General features: G+C 62.1%; 14 protein-coding genes. 8 read left to right on the plus strand and 6 right to left on the minus strand.

Features of this window, described 5'->3' with window-relative positions; translation table 11 throughout:
* Window positions 1-61 precede the first annotated feature (61 nt).
* Window positions 62-550 (plus strand): Rrf2 family transcriptional regulator, encoded by a 489-nt coding sequence (locus EKL29_RS03330; protein ID WP_120452505.1) that lies wholly within the window; start codon window positions 62-64, stop codon window positions 548-550.
* Window positions 551-714: 164 nt separating this feature from the next.
* On the plus strand, window positions 715-1,047 hold the full coding sequence (locus tag EKL29_RS03335; RefSeq protein ID WP_120452507.1) for a hypothetical protein: 333 nt from the start codon (window positions 715-717) through the stop codon (window positions 1,045-1,047).
* A gap of 104 nt (window positions 1,048-1,151) precedes the next feature.
* On the opposite strand, the gene oqxB is transcribed toward EKL29_RS03335, so the two are convergent.
* A complete protein-coding gene (oqxB, locus tag EKL29_RS03340; RefSeq protein WP_126688837.1) occupies window positions 1,152-4,304 on the minus strand; it encodes a multidrug efflux RND transporter permease subunit OqxB in 3,153 nt (1,050 codons plus the stop codon).
* Window positions 4,305-4,321: 17 nt separating this feature from the next.
* A complete protein-coding gene (locus EKL29_RS03345; protein WP_126688838.1) occupies window positions 4,322-5,482 on the minus strand; it encodes an efflux RND transporter periplasmic adaptor subunit in 1,161 nt (386 codons plus the stop codon).
* Between the two features lie 309 nt (window positions 5,483-5,791).
* On the opposite strand from EKL29_RS03345, the gene EKL29_RS03350 reads away from it, so the two are divergent.
* The 3 genes from EKL29_RS03350 to EKL29_RS03360 all read left to right on the plus strand — a co-directional run bounded on the left by EKL29_RS03350 (window position 5,792) and on the right by EKL29_RS03360 (window position 6,929).
* Complete coding sequence (locus EKL29_RS03350; protein ID WP_033747323.1) at window positions 5,792-6,136, plus strand: helix-turn-helix domain-containing protein; 345 nt, start codon at window positions 5,792-5,794, stop codon at window positions 6,134-6,136.
* Window positions 6,137-6,222: 86 nt separating this feature from the next.
* Entirely contained in the window at window positions 6,223-6,657 is a 435-nt protein-coding gene (locus EKL29_RS03355; protein WP_126688839.1) for a ribonuclease domain-containing protein, read from the plus strand.
* Window positions 6,658-6,659: 2 nt separating this feature from the next.
* Window positions 6,660-6,929 carry a barstar family protein gene (locus EKL29_RS03360; RefSeq protein WP_126688840.1) on the plus strand — a complete coding sequence of 90 codons (270 nt, stop codon included), beginning with the start codon at window positions 6,660-6,662 and terminating at the stop codon, window positions 6,927-6,929.
* Here EKL29_RS03360 and EKL29_RS03365 read toward each other — a convergent pair.
* The 4 genes from EKL29_RS03365 to EKL29_RS03380 form a co-directional block, all read right to left on the minus strand.
* A complete protein-coding gene (locus tag EKL29_RS03365) occupies window positions 6,926-9,301 on the minus strand; it encodes a virulence factor SrfC family protein (protein WP_126688841.1) in 2,376 nt (791 codons plus the stop codon). The genes EKL29_RS03360 and EKL29_RS03365 overlap by 4 nt on opposite strands.
* Window positions 9,298-12,261, minus strand: coding sequence for a virulence factor SrfB (locus EKL29_RS03370; RefSeq protein WP_126688842.1), 2,964 nt, complete (start codon window positions 12,259-12,261; stop codon window positions 9,298-9,300). Before EKL29_RS03370 ends, EKL29_RS03365 begins: the two co-directional genes overlap by 4 nt.
* A gap of 2 nt (window positions 12,262-12,263) precedes the next feature.
* The gene (locus EKL29_RS03375) at window positions 12,264-13,562 is read right to left on the minus strand and encodes an SrfA family protein (RefSeq protein WP_126688843.1); all 1,299 of its coding nucleotides are present in this window, start codon (window positions 13,560-13,562) and stop codon (window positions 12,264-12,266) included.
* A gap of 162 nt (window positions 13,563-13,724) precedes the next feature.
* Window positions 13,725-14,900 carry a benzoate/H(+) symporter BenE family transporter gene (locus EKL29_RS03380; protein WP_311778956.1) on the minus strand — a complete coding sequence of 392 codons (1,176 nt, stop codon included), beginning with the start codon at window positions 14,898-14,900 and terminating at the stop codon, window positions 13,725-13,727.
* A 92-nt stretch (window positions 14,901-14,992) separates the two neighbouring features.
* Here EKL29_RS03380 and EKL29_RS03385 point away from each other — a divergent pair, with 92 nt between their 5' ends.
* The 3 genes from EKL29_RS03385 (at window position 14,993) to EKL29_RS03395 (ending at window position 16,618) form a co-directional block, all read left to right on the plus strand.
* The gene (locus EKL29_RS03385) at window positions 14,993-15,538 is read left to right on the plus strand and encodes a helix-turn-helix domain-containing protein (protein WP_126688844.1); all 546 of its coding nucleotides are present in this window, start codon (window positions 14,993-14,995) and stop codon (window positions 15,536-15,538) included.
* Window positions 15,539-15,617: 79 nt separating this feature from the next.
* Window positions 15,618-16,049 carry a MarR family winged helix-turn-helix transcriptional regulator gene (locus tag EKL29_RS03390; RefSeq protein ID WP_126688845.1) on the plus strand — a complete coding sequence of 144 codons (432 nt, stop codon included), beginning with the start codon at window positions 15,618-15,620 and terminating at the stop codon, window positions 16,047-16,049.
* A gap of 11 nt (window positions 16,050-16,060) precedes the next feature.
* The gene (locus tag EKL29_RS03395; RefSeq protein ID WP_120452525.1) at window positions 16,061-16,618 is read left to right on the plus strand and encodes an isochorismatase family protein; all 558 of its coding nucleotides are present in this window, start codon (window positions 16,061-16,063) and stop codon (window positions 16,616-16,618) included.
* Window position 16,619: the final 1 nt, after the last annotated feature.

Here is a 16,619-nt window from a genome sequence, read left to right on the forward strand (position 1 = left end):
ACTGAATGTTCACTTACGCGGCAATAAAACAATAAGATGCACCGCAACTCAGGATAAAGAAATGCTTGATTACCGCTTCCCGACAGCTTTGCAAATGGTTCTTAGCGTAGCGATGGCGGAGCAAATGGGTAAACGCTCGACCAGCGCCATTCTGGCATACGGCCTTGAAGCGAACCCCAGTTTCATCCGTAAGCTAATGGTTCCGCTAACCCGCGACGGCATTATTGTCTCGACGCTTGGCCGCACCGGTTCGATCCATTTAGGTCGTCCGGCCAGCGAAATCACGCTGCGCGATATTTACACCTCAGTGATTGAAGACAAAAAGCTCTGGGCGTCGCGTCCAGACGTCGCGCCGCGCTGCCTGGTCAGCGCCAATCTCTGCTGGTACTTTAAATCCATTGCGGATGAGGCCGAACAGGCGTCGCTGGACGTTCTGGAAAAACGCACCGTTGCCGACGCGCTCGAAGAGCTAAAAAAAGGCAATGAAACCGAGTGTGCAGCGGTACTTGAGCCGGGTGCGATAGAGGACCTCTGTAAAAAAAGCCGCTGATGCGGCTTTTTTTATGCCTGTCACAGGCGATGCCCTGCGGCCAGAATCCGCTGAATCTGGCGCTATAGCAAAAGAACCCGTCTAAATGGCGGGTTTTTTATTCGATTGATAATTCAGGATAAGAGTATTTTTCCGGCTGATTATTAGTTTCTAAGGAGAGAGAAATGGCGTTAATCAACTGCCCGGAATGCACTGCGCGAATCAGCGATTCAGCGTTTAAATGTCCATCCTGCGGACACCAGGTTAAAAAGCCAAAGCGGTCCCTGTTTGGAAAGATCGTGAAGATACTCTTTATTGTCTTCAATATTTTTATGATCTACGCCGTTTTCAAAGGGCTGGGGGCAAGCGGAGAGGTAGTCAACAATGCGGCTTCTGAAGCTGAGCGAGCCGGGGCTGCTTTGGGCGCGGGCATGGGAGCGATGATGCTAGGTATCCTCTGGGTGGTAGGCGATATTATCATCGGCACCCTGGTTTTCCTGACGCGTCCTAAGTCGTAATAAAAAGACTTACCACGCAAAATGATTAAAAGCCGCGAAGCGGCTTTTTTTATTTCTGCCTGTAAGAGAGTGATAAAGGGCGATCCAGGACCGCCCTTTATTCATTACGCGGTCTGCAACGTTTCTTTCGGCGCTTTGCGCGTCACCAGCTTACGCAACGTCACGTAAAATACCGGGGTCAGGAACAGGCCGAACAGGGTGACGCCCAGCATCCCGGCGAACACGGTAATACCGGTAACGCCGCGCACCTCGGCGCCCGCGCCTTCGCCCAGAATCAACGGCACGGTACCGGCGATAAAGGCGATAGAGGTCATCACAATAGGGCGCAGACGCAGGCGACAGGCTTCCAGCGCCGCCTCCACGATGCCTTTGCCCTGCATCTCCAGCTCCCGGGCGAACTCCACGATAAGAATGGCGTTCTTACACGCCAGCCCCATCAGCACCACCAGGCCGACCTGTACGAAGACGTTGTTATCGCCGCCCGTCAGCCAGACGCCGATCAGCGCCGACAGCATCGTCACCGGCACAATCAGGATCACCGCCAGCGGCAGCGTCCAGCTCTCATAGAGCGCGGCCAGCACCAGGAACGCGAGCAGCACCGCTACCGGGAAGACGATAAAGGCGGTATTGCCCTGTGTCGCCTGCTGATAGCTCAGATCGGTCCACTCGATATTCATGCCGTTCGGCAACAGCTGGCTGGACATCGCTTCCAGCTGGGTCATCGCCTGCGCGGAAGAGAGTACGCGCGGGTCGGCATCGCCAATCAGATCCGCCGCCGGATAGCCGTTATAGCGGATCACCGGATCGGGGCCGTAAGTGGTGGTGATATGCACCATGCTGCCGACCGGCACCATTTCGCCGCGATCGTTGCGGGTGCGCAGGTTGGCGATATCTTCCACGCTGTCGCGGAATTCACCGTCCGCCTGCGCCATCACGCGCCAGGTGCGGCCAAAACGGTTGAAGTCGTTAACATACGAGGAGCCGAGATAGGTTTGCAGCGTACTGAAGAGATCGGTCAGCGACACGCCCTGCGCCTTGGCTTTATCGCGATCGACCTGCACATCCAGCTGCGGCACGTTCGCCTGGTAAGAGGAGATCGGATAGTGCATGCCTGGGGTCTGCATGACCGCGCCGGAAAGGGTATTGATCGCCGTCTGCAGCGCGCCATAGCCCAGACCCGCGCGATCCTGCACGTAGAGCGAATAGCCCGAGCCCTGGCCGAGACCCAGAATCGGCGGCGGCATAATTGAGAAGCCGAACCCTTGCTGCAGCTGAGAGATTTTCGCGTTGATTTCAGCGTTGATCTCCGCCGCGCTGTGCTTACGCTCGTTGAACGGCTTCAGGCCGAAGAACACCGTACCGGTATTCGGCGTGTTGGTGAACTGCAGCGCATTCAGGCCGGGGAAGGCGACGGAGTAGGCGACGCCTTCGGTGTTCATACCGATTTCGCTCATCTTGCGGATCATCTCATCGGTACGTTCCAGCGATGAGCCTTCCGGCATTTTCACGCCGCCGATCAGGTAGAGCTTATCCTGCGTCGGGATAAACCCGCCCGGCACGGCGTGGAACATAAAGGCCGCGCCCGCCAGCAGCAGCACATAGACGCCGAAGACCGCGCCGCGTCGACGCAGCGTTTTGCCGACCAGCCCTTCGTAACCGTGCGCGCTGCTGTTAAAGAAGCGGTTAAACGGGCGGAACAGCCAGCCGAGCAGGCGATCGATAATGCGCGTTGGAATATCTTTCGGCGCATGGTGGTCTTTCAGCAGCTTTGCCGCCAGCGCAGGCGAGAGCGTCAGCGAGTTAATGGCGGAGATCACCGTCGAGATGGCGATGGTCACCGCGAACTGCTTATAGAACTGACCGGTAACGCCAGAGAGAAACGCCATCGGCACAAACACCGCGCACAGCACCAGCGCGATAGCGATAATCGGCCCGGAGACCTCGCGCATTGCCTGATGCGCCGCCGCCTGTGGCGAGAGGCCCAGCGCGATATTACGCTCGACGTTCTCCACCACCACGATGGCGTCATCCACCACAATGCCGATAGCCAGCACCAGCCCGAACAGGCTCAGGGTATTGAGCGAAAAGCCGAGCAGATAGAGCACACTAAAGGTGCCGACCACCGAGACCGGCACCGCCAGCAGCGGAATAATCGAGGCGCGCCAGGTCTGCAGAAACAGGATCACCACCAGAACCACCAGGGCGACCGCTTCCAGCAGCGTATGCACCACCGCGCTGATAGAGTCGCGCACGAACACCGTCGGGTCGTAAGGCGCGGCCCACTGCACATCATTCGGGAAACGCGTCGCCAGCTCGTTCATTTTGGCGCGTACCGCGTTAGAGAGATCGATGGCGTTTGCGCCCGGCGCCTGGAAAATACCGATACCGACCGCATCTTTATTATTGAGCTGAGAACGCAGCGCGTAGCTGCCGGAACCCATCTCAATGCGCGCCACGTCGCGCAGCCGCACCAGCGAGCCGTCGCTTGAGGTTTTCAGAATGATATTGCCGAACTGCTGCTCGTTTTCGAGGCGGCCCGCGGTATTGATGGATAACAGAAAGTCAGACTGCTTTTTCAGCGGCTCAGCGCCGAGCTGACCAGCCGAAACCTGCACGTTCTGCTCCTGCATCGCCGTGACCACGTCGGCGGCGGTCAGGCCGCGCGCGGCCACTTTATTAGGATCGAGCCAGACGCGCATCGCATATTCGCCCGCACCGAAGATCTGGATCTGGCCGACGCCCGGCAGGCGCGCCAGCTCATCCTTCACCTTCAGCGTGGCGTAGTTGCGCAGGTAGAGCGAGTCATACTTGCCGTGCGGCGAGAACATATGCACCACCAGCGTCAGCGTCGGCGACATCTTCTGGGTGGTGATACCGAGGCGGCGCACATCTTCCGGCAGACGCGCTTCCGCCTGCGCGACGCGGTTCTGCACCTGCACCTGCGCCTGATCGGGATCGGTGCCCGGGCGGAAGGTGACGGTGGTCACCAGCACGCCATCGGAACCGGCCACCGACTTCATATACATCATATTTTCAACGCCGTTGATCGCCTCTTCCAGCGGCGTCGCCACGGAATCGGCGATCACCTTCGGATTCGCGCCGGGATATTCAGCGCGCACCTGCACGCTGGGCGGCACGACGTCCGGATATTCGCTGATCGGCAGCAGCGGAATGGCGATCAGGCCGGTCACAAAAATTAAAATCGACAAAACGGCGGCGAATATCGGCCGGTCGATAAAAAAGCGGGAGAAGTCCATAGCGGCAGTAGCCTCAGTTAGTTGGCGTTAGCCGCGCGCATCGCGACCTGCTGTGCCGTTACCGGCATTCCGGGCATAAACACTTTTTGCAGCCCGTCGACAATCACCCGATCGCCCGACTGCAGTCCGCTTTTCACAATGCGCAAACCTTCAGCCATCGCGCCGGGCTGAATATCGCGGCGCTGCGCCTTGCCGTCTTTGTCCACCACATAGACATATTTGCGGTCCTGGTCGGTGAGCACCGCTTTATCGTCAATCAGCAGCGCCTGGAACTGTGCGCTGCCCGGCAGGCGTACGCGAGAGAAGAGGCCGGGCGTAAACTGACGCTGGCGGTTATCGAGCTGGGCGCGCATGCGGATGGTGCCGGTGCTGGCGGTAAGCTGGTTGTCGGTAAAATCGACCATGCCGCGGTGCGGATAGCCGTTTTCGCCCGCCAGGCCGATCTCGACCGGCAGCGACCCGCGCTGCTCTCCCTGACGCGCCATCGCCTGGTAATGAAGGAAGGTGGTTTCATCGACATCGAAGTAGACATACATGCGATCCTGCGACACCAGCGTGGTAAGCACGCTGGCGCTGTCGCCGGCGGTCACCAGGTTACCGGTGGTGATCATGGCGCGGCTGGCGCGTCCGTCGATCGGCGCGGTCACGCGGGTAAAGTCAAGATTGAGCTGCGCCATATCCACGGCCGCTTCGGCGGAGAGCACGTCCGCCTGCGCCTGGCTGGCGGCAGAGCGACGCTGCTCCCACTGCTCGCGTGAAATCGCCTGAGTGCCGATCAGCTTTTCGGTACGCGCCGATTCGCTGCGCGCCAGCGCGGCCTGACTGCGCGCGCGCGCCAGTTCGGCTTTCGCCTGCTCCAGCGCGGCGCGGTAGGTGCGATCATCGATAGTGAACAGCACCTGGCCTTTTTTTACTTCGTCGCCTTCACGGTAGTTCACGGCGTCGATATAGCCGGAGACGCGCGGACGCAGCTGGACGCTCTGTACCGCCTCGATGCGCCCGTTAAAGCTGTCCCACTGGCTGACCGGTTTCACCACCACATCGGCGACGCTGACCTGAGGGGGCGGCGGCGGGGCGTTTTGCGCCACGCCTTTGTCACATCCGCTGAGTATGCTGCTTAGCAGCACCGCGCCCAGAAGGGTTGAACCCTGACGAACCCACTTCGTTTGTCTGTTCATTATTGTTATTCCGCATAGCGTTAGAAAAGAGCCCACAAGGGCGGGCCAATATTTGCAACTTTTAAGATTGCAATTTATCGCGAGGAGTGTAGGCTCGGGTATCCAGCAACTGCAAGAATATCTGATACACTTTATGTGCGGTTTTGGTTGATGCAGTGCGCAGGCGTGGCGGGGCGGAGAATGACCTTACGGCGAGTGCGGCATTTAATGTATCAATCCAACTTGCATTAAATGGCAAAGTCAGTCACCCTTAAAGTGTAATTGCAACTGATACTGATACTGTTCGCAACGGCGACGGGAGAAAATGGGATGATGAGCGACGCATTTATTCACGATCTAATCGACTGGATTGATAACAACATCGAAGCACGTCTGGATCTGGACACCGTATCGGAGCGCGCAGGCTATTCCAAATGGCACCTGCAGCGTATGTTTAAAGAGCACACCGGCTACCCGCTGGGTGAGTACATTCGCATCAAGAAACTGAAAAAATCCGCGGATCGTCTGACCACCACCAACGAGCCTATCCTCAACGTAGCGATTTCGCTGGGCTTCGACTCGCAGCAATCCTTCAACCGCAGCTTTAAACGTCAGTATGGCGTCGCGCCAGGCGCATGGCGTCGCCATGGGGCGCAGATGCAAGCGATGCAGTGATCCCCGCAGGGCCAGCATTGCTGGCCCGCGCTGCATCTCAACGTTAAAGCTGGTATCATCAGCGTCCTGTTGTCTGGGATGCCATCATGTCGAAAAAACTCTGGATTGCACTGGTTATCGTGCTTGCGGCCGCCTGGGCCGGTTTTAAACCCCATCTGAATTCTTTGCCTTCATCAAACGCCAGCGATATCAGCACGCTGACGGATGCGCGCACCGTGGCGCGTTACCTGCTGCAACATCAGCAGCTGCCAGCCTATTACATCAGCAAAAACGACGCGCGCCGCCTCGGCTGGGATCCAGCCAAAGGCAACCTGTGCGAGGCGCTGCCGGGCAAGGCGATCGGCGGCGATCGCTTCGGCAACCGTGAAAAGCGCCTGCCGCAGCGCAGCGGACGCTTATGGTATGAGGCGGACGTCAACTATCGCTGCGGTCATCGCGAGGCGGACCGGCTGGTCTACTCCTCAGACGGCCTGGTCTATATCACTACCGATCATTACCGCAGCTTTAAGCAGGTGCCCTGAAGATGCTGAAGATTACGCTCGATTTTCATCGCCTGCCGAATCGCGACGCGCTCTATCAGACGCTGGCGCAGCAGAGCCATTGCCCGTTCGCCTTCGGTAATAATCTCGACGCGCTGTGGGACTGGCTGACCGGCGGCATGGCGCTGCCGGCGCGTATTCATCTGCGCCATGCAGCGGGCCTGGAAAAGAGCGACGAATTCGCCGCCGTGCTGGAACTGCTGGAAGAGGCGGCGCAGGCGCTGGACGGCGACCTGCACCTGAAGCGGGATTAGCTGCGCAGCGTGTTAAGGATGGCGGCCAGAGCCTCGCGCGCCGCAGGCGTGACATCGCGGCCACCGGCGTACCCGTTGTTCTCGAGGATCACCGAATTCAGGCCCACCAGCCAGTCATAAATATAGTAGGCGGTATGGTTGGCCGGCGCGGCGGATAAGCGCGTCAGACGCTGCCCGGCGGAAAAGTTGACGCTCGGCGCGGGCGGACGCGCAAAAACAGGCTGACCGCGATTGACGCGGCTCGGCGGCCGCTCGGCGTCGTCGCGCTGTAAAAAACCCAGCCAGGCGACAAAATCGCCCAGCACCGTCATCGCGCGGGACACCTGGCGATCGGCGCGCGATTCATGGCTAACGGACGGGTTTTCCGGTTCATGCAGCGCCTGCTCCAGCGAAGTCAGCATATCGAGACGGAAGCTGGCAACAATCAACTCCTCTACCAGCCACTCCAGCGTAACGCGATCCACATTCAGCAACGTCAGCAGGCTGCGGTTCTCCGGCAGTTCGCGCAGATGATCGAGCCACAGCGCCATCACCTGACGGGCAAAACTCTGACCGGCGGCGCTGACGTGATGCGGCACGCTCGCAGGCTCCGCCAGCGGCGTATCGCTAAAGAGATCGAATTCAAATCCGACGCCGAAGTGCTGTGCCGGCGCCTCTGTGCGGATCGCGGCGGCGGTGGCGGGCGCGTCATGCTGGCTAAGCCAGAGCTGACGCAGCGCTTCCCGCGGCGGCTGCAGCCGCTCCAGCAGTTCGCCGTGCAGGCCGGTGCGGTGCTGCAGACATTTCAGCAGCGAATCGGCGATGGTCTGTTTGCGCGCGGCCTGCTCAGGGCTGCCGTCGGCTTCGGTCCAGGGCAGCAGGCGACGTTCCAGCACGCTGTGCTGCAGGTCGCGCAGCTCTGTCAGCAGCCTGTCGCGGCGCGCATCCGGCTGCATCTCTTCCTGAAGCCACTCCGCCATCCGATCGACGCCGGCGCGATCGAGCGCCAGCATCGAACCCCAGCGCTGACCGGGCTGGCCGATCTGGCGCTGCACCGCCTCATCCACGTTGATCTGCTGATGACGCGCATCGTAAGGGGTAATCGCCCAAATCAGGCGCGGCTTTTCGCCGCTTTCCCGCGGCGGCTGATGCAGCTGCCATTCGCGCAGGGCGCGGCTGGCGAGATCGGCATCCTGCCGCTGGCTGGCGGCGGTACAGACCAGCATTAAATCGATCCCCTGGCGCGCGGCGTAGAGACCGGGCAGCAGGGCGCGTTTCTGTTCCAGCAGCCGTGCGCGCAGCGGATCCTGCTGTTCCAGCCGCTGGCGCTCCTCCAGCGCCGCCGCATCGGCGGGCGCGCCGGGCGCAGGCAGATCCAGCATATCGGCGTCGTCATAGAGGGCGGTGCGCGGCGTCGAGCTCAGAGGAAGCACCAGCTCCAGCGTCAGCAGCGTCAGCCAGCCGAGCGGCACCTGCTGCGGCTTGCCGATGCGGTTGCCGTTAAGCGGGCAGACTTCCACCTTCATCTGGCGATCCTGCTCGCTGGCGTGCGCGATCAGCTGCTCGCTCGGCAGCAGCGCGTCGTCGACCAGCAGGCTGAGCGGCGCCAGCACGCGGCTGGCGCTGCGCAGCTGATGGCGTAAATGCAGCAGCGCGCGCAGCGCCTCGCTCAGCTCCGGCTGGGTCGGCCACAGCAGCGCAAAAAGCTGTACCCGATCGTCCACGCTGAGCGCGGGGGCAAGCTCTACCGCCTGCGGCCAGAAATGGCGATCGAGCCGCGCGTCGTGACAGCGGTGACGGCGGCTCCAGGCCCAGAGCGTGACCAGCGCGTCGCTGTCGAGTCCGCCGACCGGCGTAGTGAGGCGCTGACGCTGCAGGCGCTGCAGCTGCTGATCGAGATGCGCGCTTTCCGGCTGCGGCGCTTCGCCGCGGCAGCTCAGCACCAGACGTACAATTTCCGCCTCGCTCAGCAGCGCCAGCTCTACCGGCCATTCGCTGGAGAGCGCTTCGCGCTGGTGGCAGTAGCGGGTCGCGGCGGCAAAATCGAGATTGCCGGGGTTGATCTGCTGAAAAACGTTCAGCGTCTTTTCACCGAGGCGCGTCAGCATCTGGCCCTGCGCGTCGGCGACCATTTCGTTCAGCAGCCAGGCTTTGCCCGCCTGTGACTGGCCGAACAGCGCCAGCGTAACCGGGCGCGCCACCTGCTGGGCCAGCGCATCGCTCTGGGCGCGGGCGCGGCGCAGCTGGCGCGTAAAGGTGTCCGCTTCCAGCGCCAGACGCGGCGACGCGTCGCGGTGTTCGGCAACCCACTCCAGGCTGGCGTTGAGCGCCTCCTGCAGCAGGCCAAGACGTTTTGCCAGCGTTTGCGGCTGGCGGGGCTTTACAGTTCTCATCGTTTACAAAGGCTTCCGCTGTCAATCCAGTACTGGGCGTTGGCGTTGCCCGTCGGCGAGAGAGTATTAAGCTTCAGGCTCAGCTGTTCAAGCGGCACGCGCGTGCCGTCGTCAAGACGCGCGTCGCTCAGCACCAGACGCTCCGGGCCGGGTAGCGTCGGGCCCGGCGCTACCGCCAGCTTCACGCGCAGCACGCTCTCTCCGGCGACTTTACGCGCCAGCTGGGCGTCGTTCAGCGTCAGGCTGTAGAGCGGCGAAGCGGGCCAGCGGGCATTATCCAGCTGGCGGAAGCCAAGACAGACGTTGCCGCGAATACGGAAGCTGCTCTTACGATCCAGCGCAAAACCCTGATCGTCGAGATCGATATCGCTGTAGCAAAGGTTATCGTCGGTCAACGCCTGGTTCTCGTCGAGCACGCCGAGGTAGCGAATGGTTGAGTAGGGTTCGAAATCGCCCGCGCGGAACCAGAAGCTGTTCAGACGCAGATCCAGCGCCAGCAGGCAGAGCATCGCGCCGACCGCCGCGGTGGATTTCGGGTTATCAATACGACCATGTTTGTTGAAGGGATACCAGTCGCTGGTGTGATAGCCCTCCAGCGACAGAATGCGGCTGCCTGGCAGCGGCTGCAGATGGCGCACCAGCGCCTGAATGCCGGGGAAGCGCGACGGCCGACCGGTGAGCAGCAGCACGTCGCACTGATAGAGCGACACCACCTCGCACATCGAACGCAGCGCCGGAATAATCGCCATGCGGTGCTGCATAAACTCGGCGTGCAGCTGCGCCAGGCTGACGATCAGCGGCACTTCCAGCAGATCGAAACCGCTGCCAGCGCCCAGCGCACGCTGGATTTCGCCGTTGATAAAGGCGAGCACCGCGTCGGCCGGCGGGCTGGCCACCAGTTCGCCGAACAGGGCGTTGATCTCCGCATGGCTCTCCAGCGGGTCCCAGTTCTCATAACGCTCCAGCACCGCCTGCGCCAGCGGAATAAACAGCTGCAGCGTCGCCTGCTGGCGCAGCGTGGCCTGACCGTCGAGGCGGCCGTCATGGCCGAACAGCTTGTTCAGCAGCGGCTCGGCAAGGGCGAGGCCCGCCTTTTGCAGGCTCTGCTGCAGAGCGGGCAGGATCCAGAGCTGAATGACGTCCAGCAGAATATCGTCGCCCGCGACCTTGAATCCCTCGCGGAACAGCAGGCGCGGAGTGATTTTGACGTTATTGCCCTGGCCATCATCGAGACGGTAGTGGGTGATCGCCAGATCGGTGGTGCCGCCGCCGATATCGATCGAGGCGATGCGCAGGCTTTTGCCCGGCACTTCATCCGTTTCGCGCGGCCGATCCGGGCGCGCAGTGCTGCTGAAGAAATCCTGCGCGCGGCCGGCGAAATTGACCTGGGTTTCGTTAAACAACCATACCATCTGGCCGCAGGTCGCTTCGTCCCACTCCATCTGCACGTCCGGCACCGGCTTGCGGCATACTGGCGGTGCATCGGCGTCGAACGGCTCGTCGGCGGCGTGCCAGCCTTCCGCTTTCCACACCAGCGCGATCGCCTGCTGCATGCGGCGACGGAAAATCTCGCGCTCCGGCTTCGGCATTGCCGACGGCAGGGTAAGAATGACGTGGCGCAGCTGACGCGGCGCGTGGCTCTGCGGCATACGCTGACGCTGGGCCGCGCTGTTCATCTGCATCAGCGCCTGTGCCAGCAGTTCGCACAGCATAAAGGTCATCAGCGAGCTGCGGCTGTAGTGCGCGGAAAAAACCGGCAGGCGGTCGTCGGCGGAGAGCGCGTGCAGCGGCTCGCCTTCATCATTGAGCAGAAAAGTGAAGGGCGCGGCGTTGGCCTGCGGCTCGTTCGTGCCGTGCGGCTGGTTAAAGCGCCAGCCTGGCTGATAGCGAGCCTCGTCCCACAGATAGCGGCGCGGGCTGGAGATGCCGGTGCTGCCGTCAAGACCGGCGCGCTGCAGCGCCAGGCGGCTCGCTTCGCGGCCGACGCGCGTCAGCGACGGCCACATAAAGGCGTTTTCGCGGCCGCTCTGTAGCGAAAAACTCGCCTTGCCGAAATGGGTTTCTGCGAACTCCAGGCGGCTGTCGAACAGTTCGTTGTAGACCTGATGCGGCTGCGAGAGGTCGCGCAGCTGCAATTCGTAAGTCTGCTTCAGGCCATTGCTCTCTTCGGGATGATCTTCCACCAGAATGCCGCAGGTATGCGAGTTGCCGACGTCGAGAATAATGTCGACATTAACCGCGGGCGTCTGCTGGGTGGCGGCCTGAAGATGGATATCGCTGAGGTTGAGCTGCTCGCCGAGCAGCTCCAGCAGGTTGAGGTAGTGCGCCTGATACTCAAACTCGCGCAGCGCCTGCGCGATTGCCTGTTCGCGGCGATCGCCGACGCGGTCGCTGAACGCCTCGCGCAGCCAGCCGTCGACCCAGATATGATCGAGAAACTCGCCCAGCTCGTAGTTATGCCAGGCGAGAGAGAAGGTCACGCCGTTTTGCGCGTCGGCGGAGGTGAGGCCGAGCTGCTCGCCGCCATCCTCTTCCGCTACGCAGCGGGTATCGAATGCCAGCGTCACGCGATGGGTATTGCCCGCCGCATCGGGCTGCGCCAGCGCCGTGAGGCGCAGACGCGCCCAGTTTTCCGGGCCGCCGATAAAACGACGGCCGCTGGCGCAGCGCAGCATCGGCAGCGGCAGCCAGCAGTCAGCCAGCAGCGTCAGCGAGTCGGCCAGCGCCACGTCCGATTCCGGACGCACCACTTCCGGCGCGCCGCCGTCCTGCGGATAGAGCAGAAACTTGCCGCTGTTGCCGTCAACGTTCAGGCGCAGCAGCGGACCATTCGCCGTCTGGCGTACAAACTGGCGGCGCGCCTGACCTGCGGCGATGCGCAGGCCAAAATCCAGAAACTGTACGCCGCTCTCTTCAATCAGCGTGATTTTTTGTTTGTCATCGATCAGGGGAGCCAACATGGTTACTTACTCTCACGCTTAATCGTCATCGGGAAGGATTTGTTGTCGCTGAACAGCGCTTCGCACACGGCGGCACCGTCTCCCGGTTTACACATCAGCTGCGGCATGCGGTAGCGCGAACCGTCGCTGCATTTGGCAGTATAGCGGCTGCGAACCGACAGCTGACCGCTGCCGAGCATGGCGGCGGTGACTTCGTCGGCGGTGCAGCGCAGATTATTACCCTGGGTGACCGTGGCGCTGCCTTTGCCTGCGCTGAGCTCATAGTGCAGCACCGGCGAAGCGCCGCCCGGCAAGGAATTCTGCATCACCACGCGCCAGCGCCCGTCGACGACGTTAATTGCGCCGTTGCGAACATCCTCCACGCTCATTTTCAGCGCGGCGTCTGCGGCAACCGGTACGGCAGGCGTCACTACGCTGGCGAGCGTTGCGGAAGGAGCTGAAGGGTCGGCAGGCATGGCGACGCTTGCTGGCGTCTGCGGCAGGGTTGAGGCGAGTTTCTGCGCGGCGATCAGCGCGGCTGGGGGCGCGATAGTCGCGGCGACCGGCGCGGCCGGTTGCGGCGCGGCGACGGGGGTCGGCTGAGGCTGATGCAGCCAGAAAGCGGCCGCGGCGGCAACGGCCAGCGCGACCGGCGCGAGATACCCGATGCGGAAGGCGCGGCGCGGCGCGGGCGGCGCCACAACCGGCGGCGCTTCGGCGGCAGGTTCAGGCTGCGGCTCAGGCTCAGGCTGTGTCTCCGGCTCCGCGATAATCAGCGGCATCTCCGGCTGCGGCTCGACCACCACCGGTTCCGGCAGCAGCGACGGCAGAGATTCATCCAGCGTATCGCGCAGGCAGGCGAGCGCATCGTCGCGCGTGCGCGCCTGTGCGTCGACAAATCCCCAGAAGGTGATTACCGGCTTGCCATCCACCAGAAAGACATACTGCTGATCGGGAAACTGCAGCGCTTTGGCCAGCAGCGCGCCGAACAGACGCATCGCCGGGTTGTCAGCTTCGCGCGCGCGTGCGCTGAGATCCTGCATCTCCTGCTGCGTCGCCGTCAGCTGATCCAGCGCCTGACGGCGCTCATGATCGCTGGCCCCGAGCCAGGATTTTACTTTGCCGCTGAACGGCGCATACCAGTCGAGGCGGTCGCCGCGCTCGTTTGGCTGGGGAATGGCCAGGCAGTTTGCCAGTACCGTCTGACGACGCAGACGTAGCGTTTCACGAATTTGCAGGGCGGATGCGTAGACCGGCTGGCCGTTTTCACCCAGCGCCAGCACCGCGTCAAGATTGCCGCTGCGCAGAAAAGTTTTTGCCACCTGTTGGGCCCTTATCGGTCGAATTCTGAGGCAGAAAATCGTGTGTTATCGGCGATTGGAGTGATTTTACGCGGAGCAAGAGCAAATCAAACGCCGGAAAAAACGATAATTAAGGGCGTTTTTCGCGCGCTGCGATGAAAAATATGCAGCGCGCCCAGGTGATTAAGCGGCGCGACGCTTCAGCACGGCATGCGCCAGCATACCGCCGACCAGCCCCCAGAAAGCGGCGCCAATGCCGAACAGCGAGAGGCCGGACGCGGTAATCAGAAAAGTAATCGCGGCGATATCGCGCGTATCGGGTTCCGACAGCGCGCGCGTCAGGCTGCCGCTGAAGGTCGACAGCAGCGCCAGACCGGCAAGGGTGGCGATCAGCGGCGGCGGCAGCGCGACAAACAGCGTGGCGATCAGCGCGCCAGAGAGCCCGGCCAGCAGATAAAAAACGCCTGCCAGCGCGGCGGCCATCCAGCAGCGGCGCGGGTCGGCGTCTACCTCTTCGCCCATGCAGATGGCGGCGGTAATCGCGGCGATACAGACGGAAAACCCGCCAAATGGCGACAGCAGCAGGGCGACCAGGCCGGACCAGCTCATCAGCGCGGAGACCGGCGGCTGATAGCCGTGCGCCTGCAGCGTGGCGATGCCTGGCGCATTTTGCGACGCCATGGTCACCAGGAAAAACGGCAGGCCGATGCCCAGCAGCGCGGTCAGGCTAAAGTGCGGCATAATGCCCTGCGGCAGCGCGAAGCTCGCCGCATCCGCCGGGAAATGAATCGCGTGCCGCGCCAGCGCGACCGCAACGCCCACTGCCAGCGTGGCTAAAATGGCGTAGCGCGCCAGCCAGCGTCGCGCCAGCAGCCAGACGAGACACATCGCGCCGCACAGCGCAAAATCGCTCTGCAGGCCGGTAAACGCCTCAAGGCCAAAGCGCAGCAGAATGCCGGCGAGCATCGCCGACGCCAGCGCAGGGGGAATGATATTCATCAGGCGCGCAAACAGCCCGGTGACGCCGCTCAGCACAATCAGTGCGTTGGCGAAGATAAACACGCCGACCGCTTCATTAATCGAGAGGCCGTGAAGGCTGGTCGCCAGCAGCGCCGCGCCAGGCGTGGACCAGGCGCAGAGGATCGGCATCCGCGTCCAGAGAGAGAGGCCGAGCGAGCCTACCCCCATCGCAATGCCCAGCATCGACAGCCAGCCGCCGATCTGCGTCGCAGAAGCACCCGCAGCCTGCGCGGCCTGAAAAATAATGGCCGCTGAGCTGCTGTAGCCGACCAGCACGGCGACGAAACCAGAGACCACAATCGGAAATGAAAAGGCGGATCGCGCCATGATGCGCTGCATAAAACCTCCCTCGTGCGTTATAGCGCACATCGTAGCACTGTGCGCTATAGCGCTCAAGTGCTACACTGCCGCCATGTTTTCAGGAGAAGCCTATGGAAAATCTGCATCAGCATCTCAGCGAGGCGCTGAAACAGCTGCGCCAGGCGAACGGCTGGAGCCTGACGCTGGCTGCGGAGCGCACCGGCGTCAGCAAAGCGATGCTCGGCCAGATCGAGCGCGGCGAGTCCAGCCCGACGGTGGCGACGCTATGGAAAATCGCCACCGGTTTTAACGTCCCGTTTTCTTTTTTTATTCAGGGCAACGGGCTGCAGAGCGGCGAGTCCGCACGCTTCAGCCAGCTCAACGCGCAGATGACGGTGCGGCCGCTGCTGCCTTACGATGCGCAGCTGCGCTTCGATTTGCTGGCGGTAGAGCTGGCGGCGGGGGCGCAGAGCGACTCATCCCCTCATGAAAGCGGCTGCATAGAGCAGGTGGTGGTGACAGAAGGCGAACTGCTGCTCGGCATGCGCGGCGTCTGGCGCAGGCTGCAGGCGGGCGAAGCGTTGCAGTTCGAAGCCGACGTGGCGCACAGCTATCGCAATCCGCTTGCCACGCCGCTGCGTTTTCACAGCCTGATCCACTACCTGAAACGTCCCTGACCTTACAAATTGATACGAAGGTAAACTACACAGTTTACCTTCGTATCTCTATACTTGCGCTAACGTAAGGAGAAAGGCGATGAGCGAACTGACTGAAGCCGCCGCGATGCTGCGCATGGTGACAGGCAAGCTAAGCCGTCGGCTGCGCGAATCCGCGCCGCCGGGCGATCTCACCTGGTCACAGGTGTCGGTGCTGGGGTATCTGGTGCGCGATGGCGCGATGACCATTACCGAGCTGGCCACGGCGGAAGGGGTACGCACCCAGTCGATGGGCGCAACCGTCGCCAGCCTGCTGGCGGTGGGCATGGTGCAGGGCGAAGCGGATCCGCACGACGGACGCAAAACCCGCTACTCGCCGACGTCAGCCGCCCGCGCGCTGATTGCCGCTAACCGCGCCATGCGCGATGACTGGCTGGTGCGCGCTATCGATACGCAGCTCAGCGCCAGCGAGCAGCAACTGCTGCTCTCCGCTATACCCTTACTGCAACGACTCGCCGACAACGCATCCTGAGAGGACTTTCCATGGCTCTGACGACCCTTGATACCCAAACCGCACTGATTATCATCGACCTGCAACACGGCATTGTCCGCCTGCCGGTGGTGCACGAGCCGCAGCCGGTAATCGACCTCTGCGCACAACTTGCCGAAGGGTTCCGCGCCCGTCAGCTGCCGGTCGTGCTGGTGAACGTCGCCGGCGGCGCGCCGGGCCGTAACGAACAGGGCCGCCACAGCGGCGAGCTGCCCGCCGACTGGGCGACGCTGGTGCCAGAGATGACGCCGCAGCCGGGCGATATCACCGTGACCAAGAAAACCTGGGGCGCATTTCACAATACCGAACTGCACGCCGAGCTGCAGAAGCGCGGCGTAACGCAGGTAGTGGTATGCGGCATCGCCACCAGCATCGGTGTGGAATCCACCGCGCGTCAGGCGTATGAATTAGGTTACAACGTCACGCTGGCCACCGACGCCATGACCGATCTTAACCTCGATACCCACAATAACAGCGTCAGCCTGATATTCCCGCGTCTTGGCGAGACGGGCAGTGCCGCCGACGTGCTGGCGCTGATCAACGCGCGTTAAG

The sequence above is a fragment of the Pantoea sp. YU22 genome (genome assembly GCF_003970755.1).
In the GTDB taxonomy this organism is placed as follows: domain Bacteria; phylum Pseudomonadota; class Gammaproteobacteria; order Enterobacterales; family Enterobacteriaceae; genus Pantoea; species Pantoea piersonii.

Excerpts from the sequence above, each read along its gene's own strand:
- EKL29_RS03330 (WP_120452505.1), top strand. The coding sequence starts at position 62 with ATGCTTGATTACCGCTTCCCGACAGCTTTGCAAATGGTTCTTAGCGTA.
- EKL29_RS03335 (WP_120452507.1), top strand. The coding sequence starts at position 715 with ATGGCGTTAATCAACTGCCCGGAATGCACTGCGCGAATCAGCGATTCA.
- oqxB (WP_126688837.1), bottom strand. The coding sequence starts at position 4,304 with ATGGACTTCTCCCGCTTTTTTATCGACCGGCCGATATTCGCCGCCGTT.
- EKL29_RS03345 (WP_126688838.1), bottom strand. The coding sequence starts at position 5,482 with ATGAACAGACAAACGAAGTGGGTTCGTCAGGGTTCAACCCTTCTGGGC.
- EKL29_RS03350 (WP_033747323.1), top strand. The coding sequence starts at position 5,792 with ATGATGAGCGACGCATTTATTCACGATCTAATCGACTGGATTGATAAC.
- EKL29_RS03355 (WP_126688839.1), top strand. The coding sequence starts at position 6,223 with ATGTCGAAAAAACTCTGGATTGCACTGGTTATCGTGCTTGCGGCCGCC.
- EKL29_RS03360 (WP_126688840.1), top strand. The coding sequence starts at position 6,660 with ATGCTGAAGATTACGCTCGATTTTCATCGCCTGCCGAATCGCGACGCG.
- EKL29_RS03365 (WP_126688841.1), bottom strand. The coding sequence starts at position 9,301 with ATGAGAACTGTAAAGCCCCGCCAGCCGCAAACGCTGGCAAAACGTCTT.
- EKL29_RS03370 (WP_126688842.1), bottom strand. The coding sequence starts at position 12,261 with ATGTTGGCTCCCCTGATCGATGACAAACAAAAAATCACGCTGATTGAA.
- EKL29_RS03380 (WP_311778956.1), bottom strand. The coding sequence starts at position 14,900 with ATGCAGCGCATCATGGCGCGATCCGCCTTTTCATTTCCGATTGTGGTC.
- EKL29_RS03385 (WP_126688844.1), top strand. The coding sequence starts at position 14,993 with ATGGAAAATCTGCATCAGCATCTCAGCGAGGCGCTGAAACAGCTGCGC.
- EKL29_RS03390 (WP_126688845.1), top strand. The coding sequence starts at position 15,618 with ATGAGCGAACTGACTGAAGCCGCCGCGATGCTGCGCATGGTGACAGGC.
- EKL29_RS03395 (WP_120452525.1), top strand. The coding sequence starts at position 16,061 with ATGGCTCTGACGACCCTTGATACCCAAACCGCACTGATTATCATCGAC.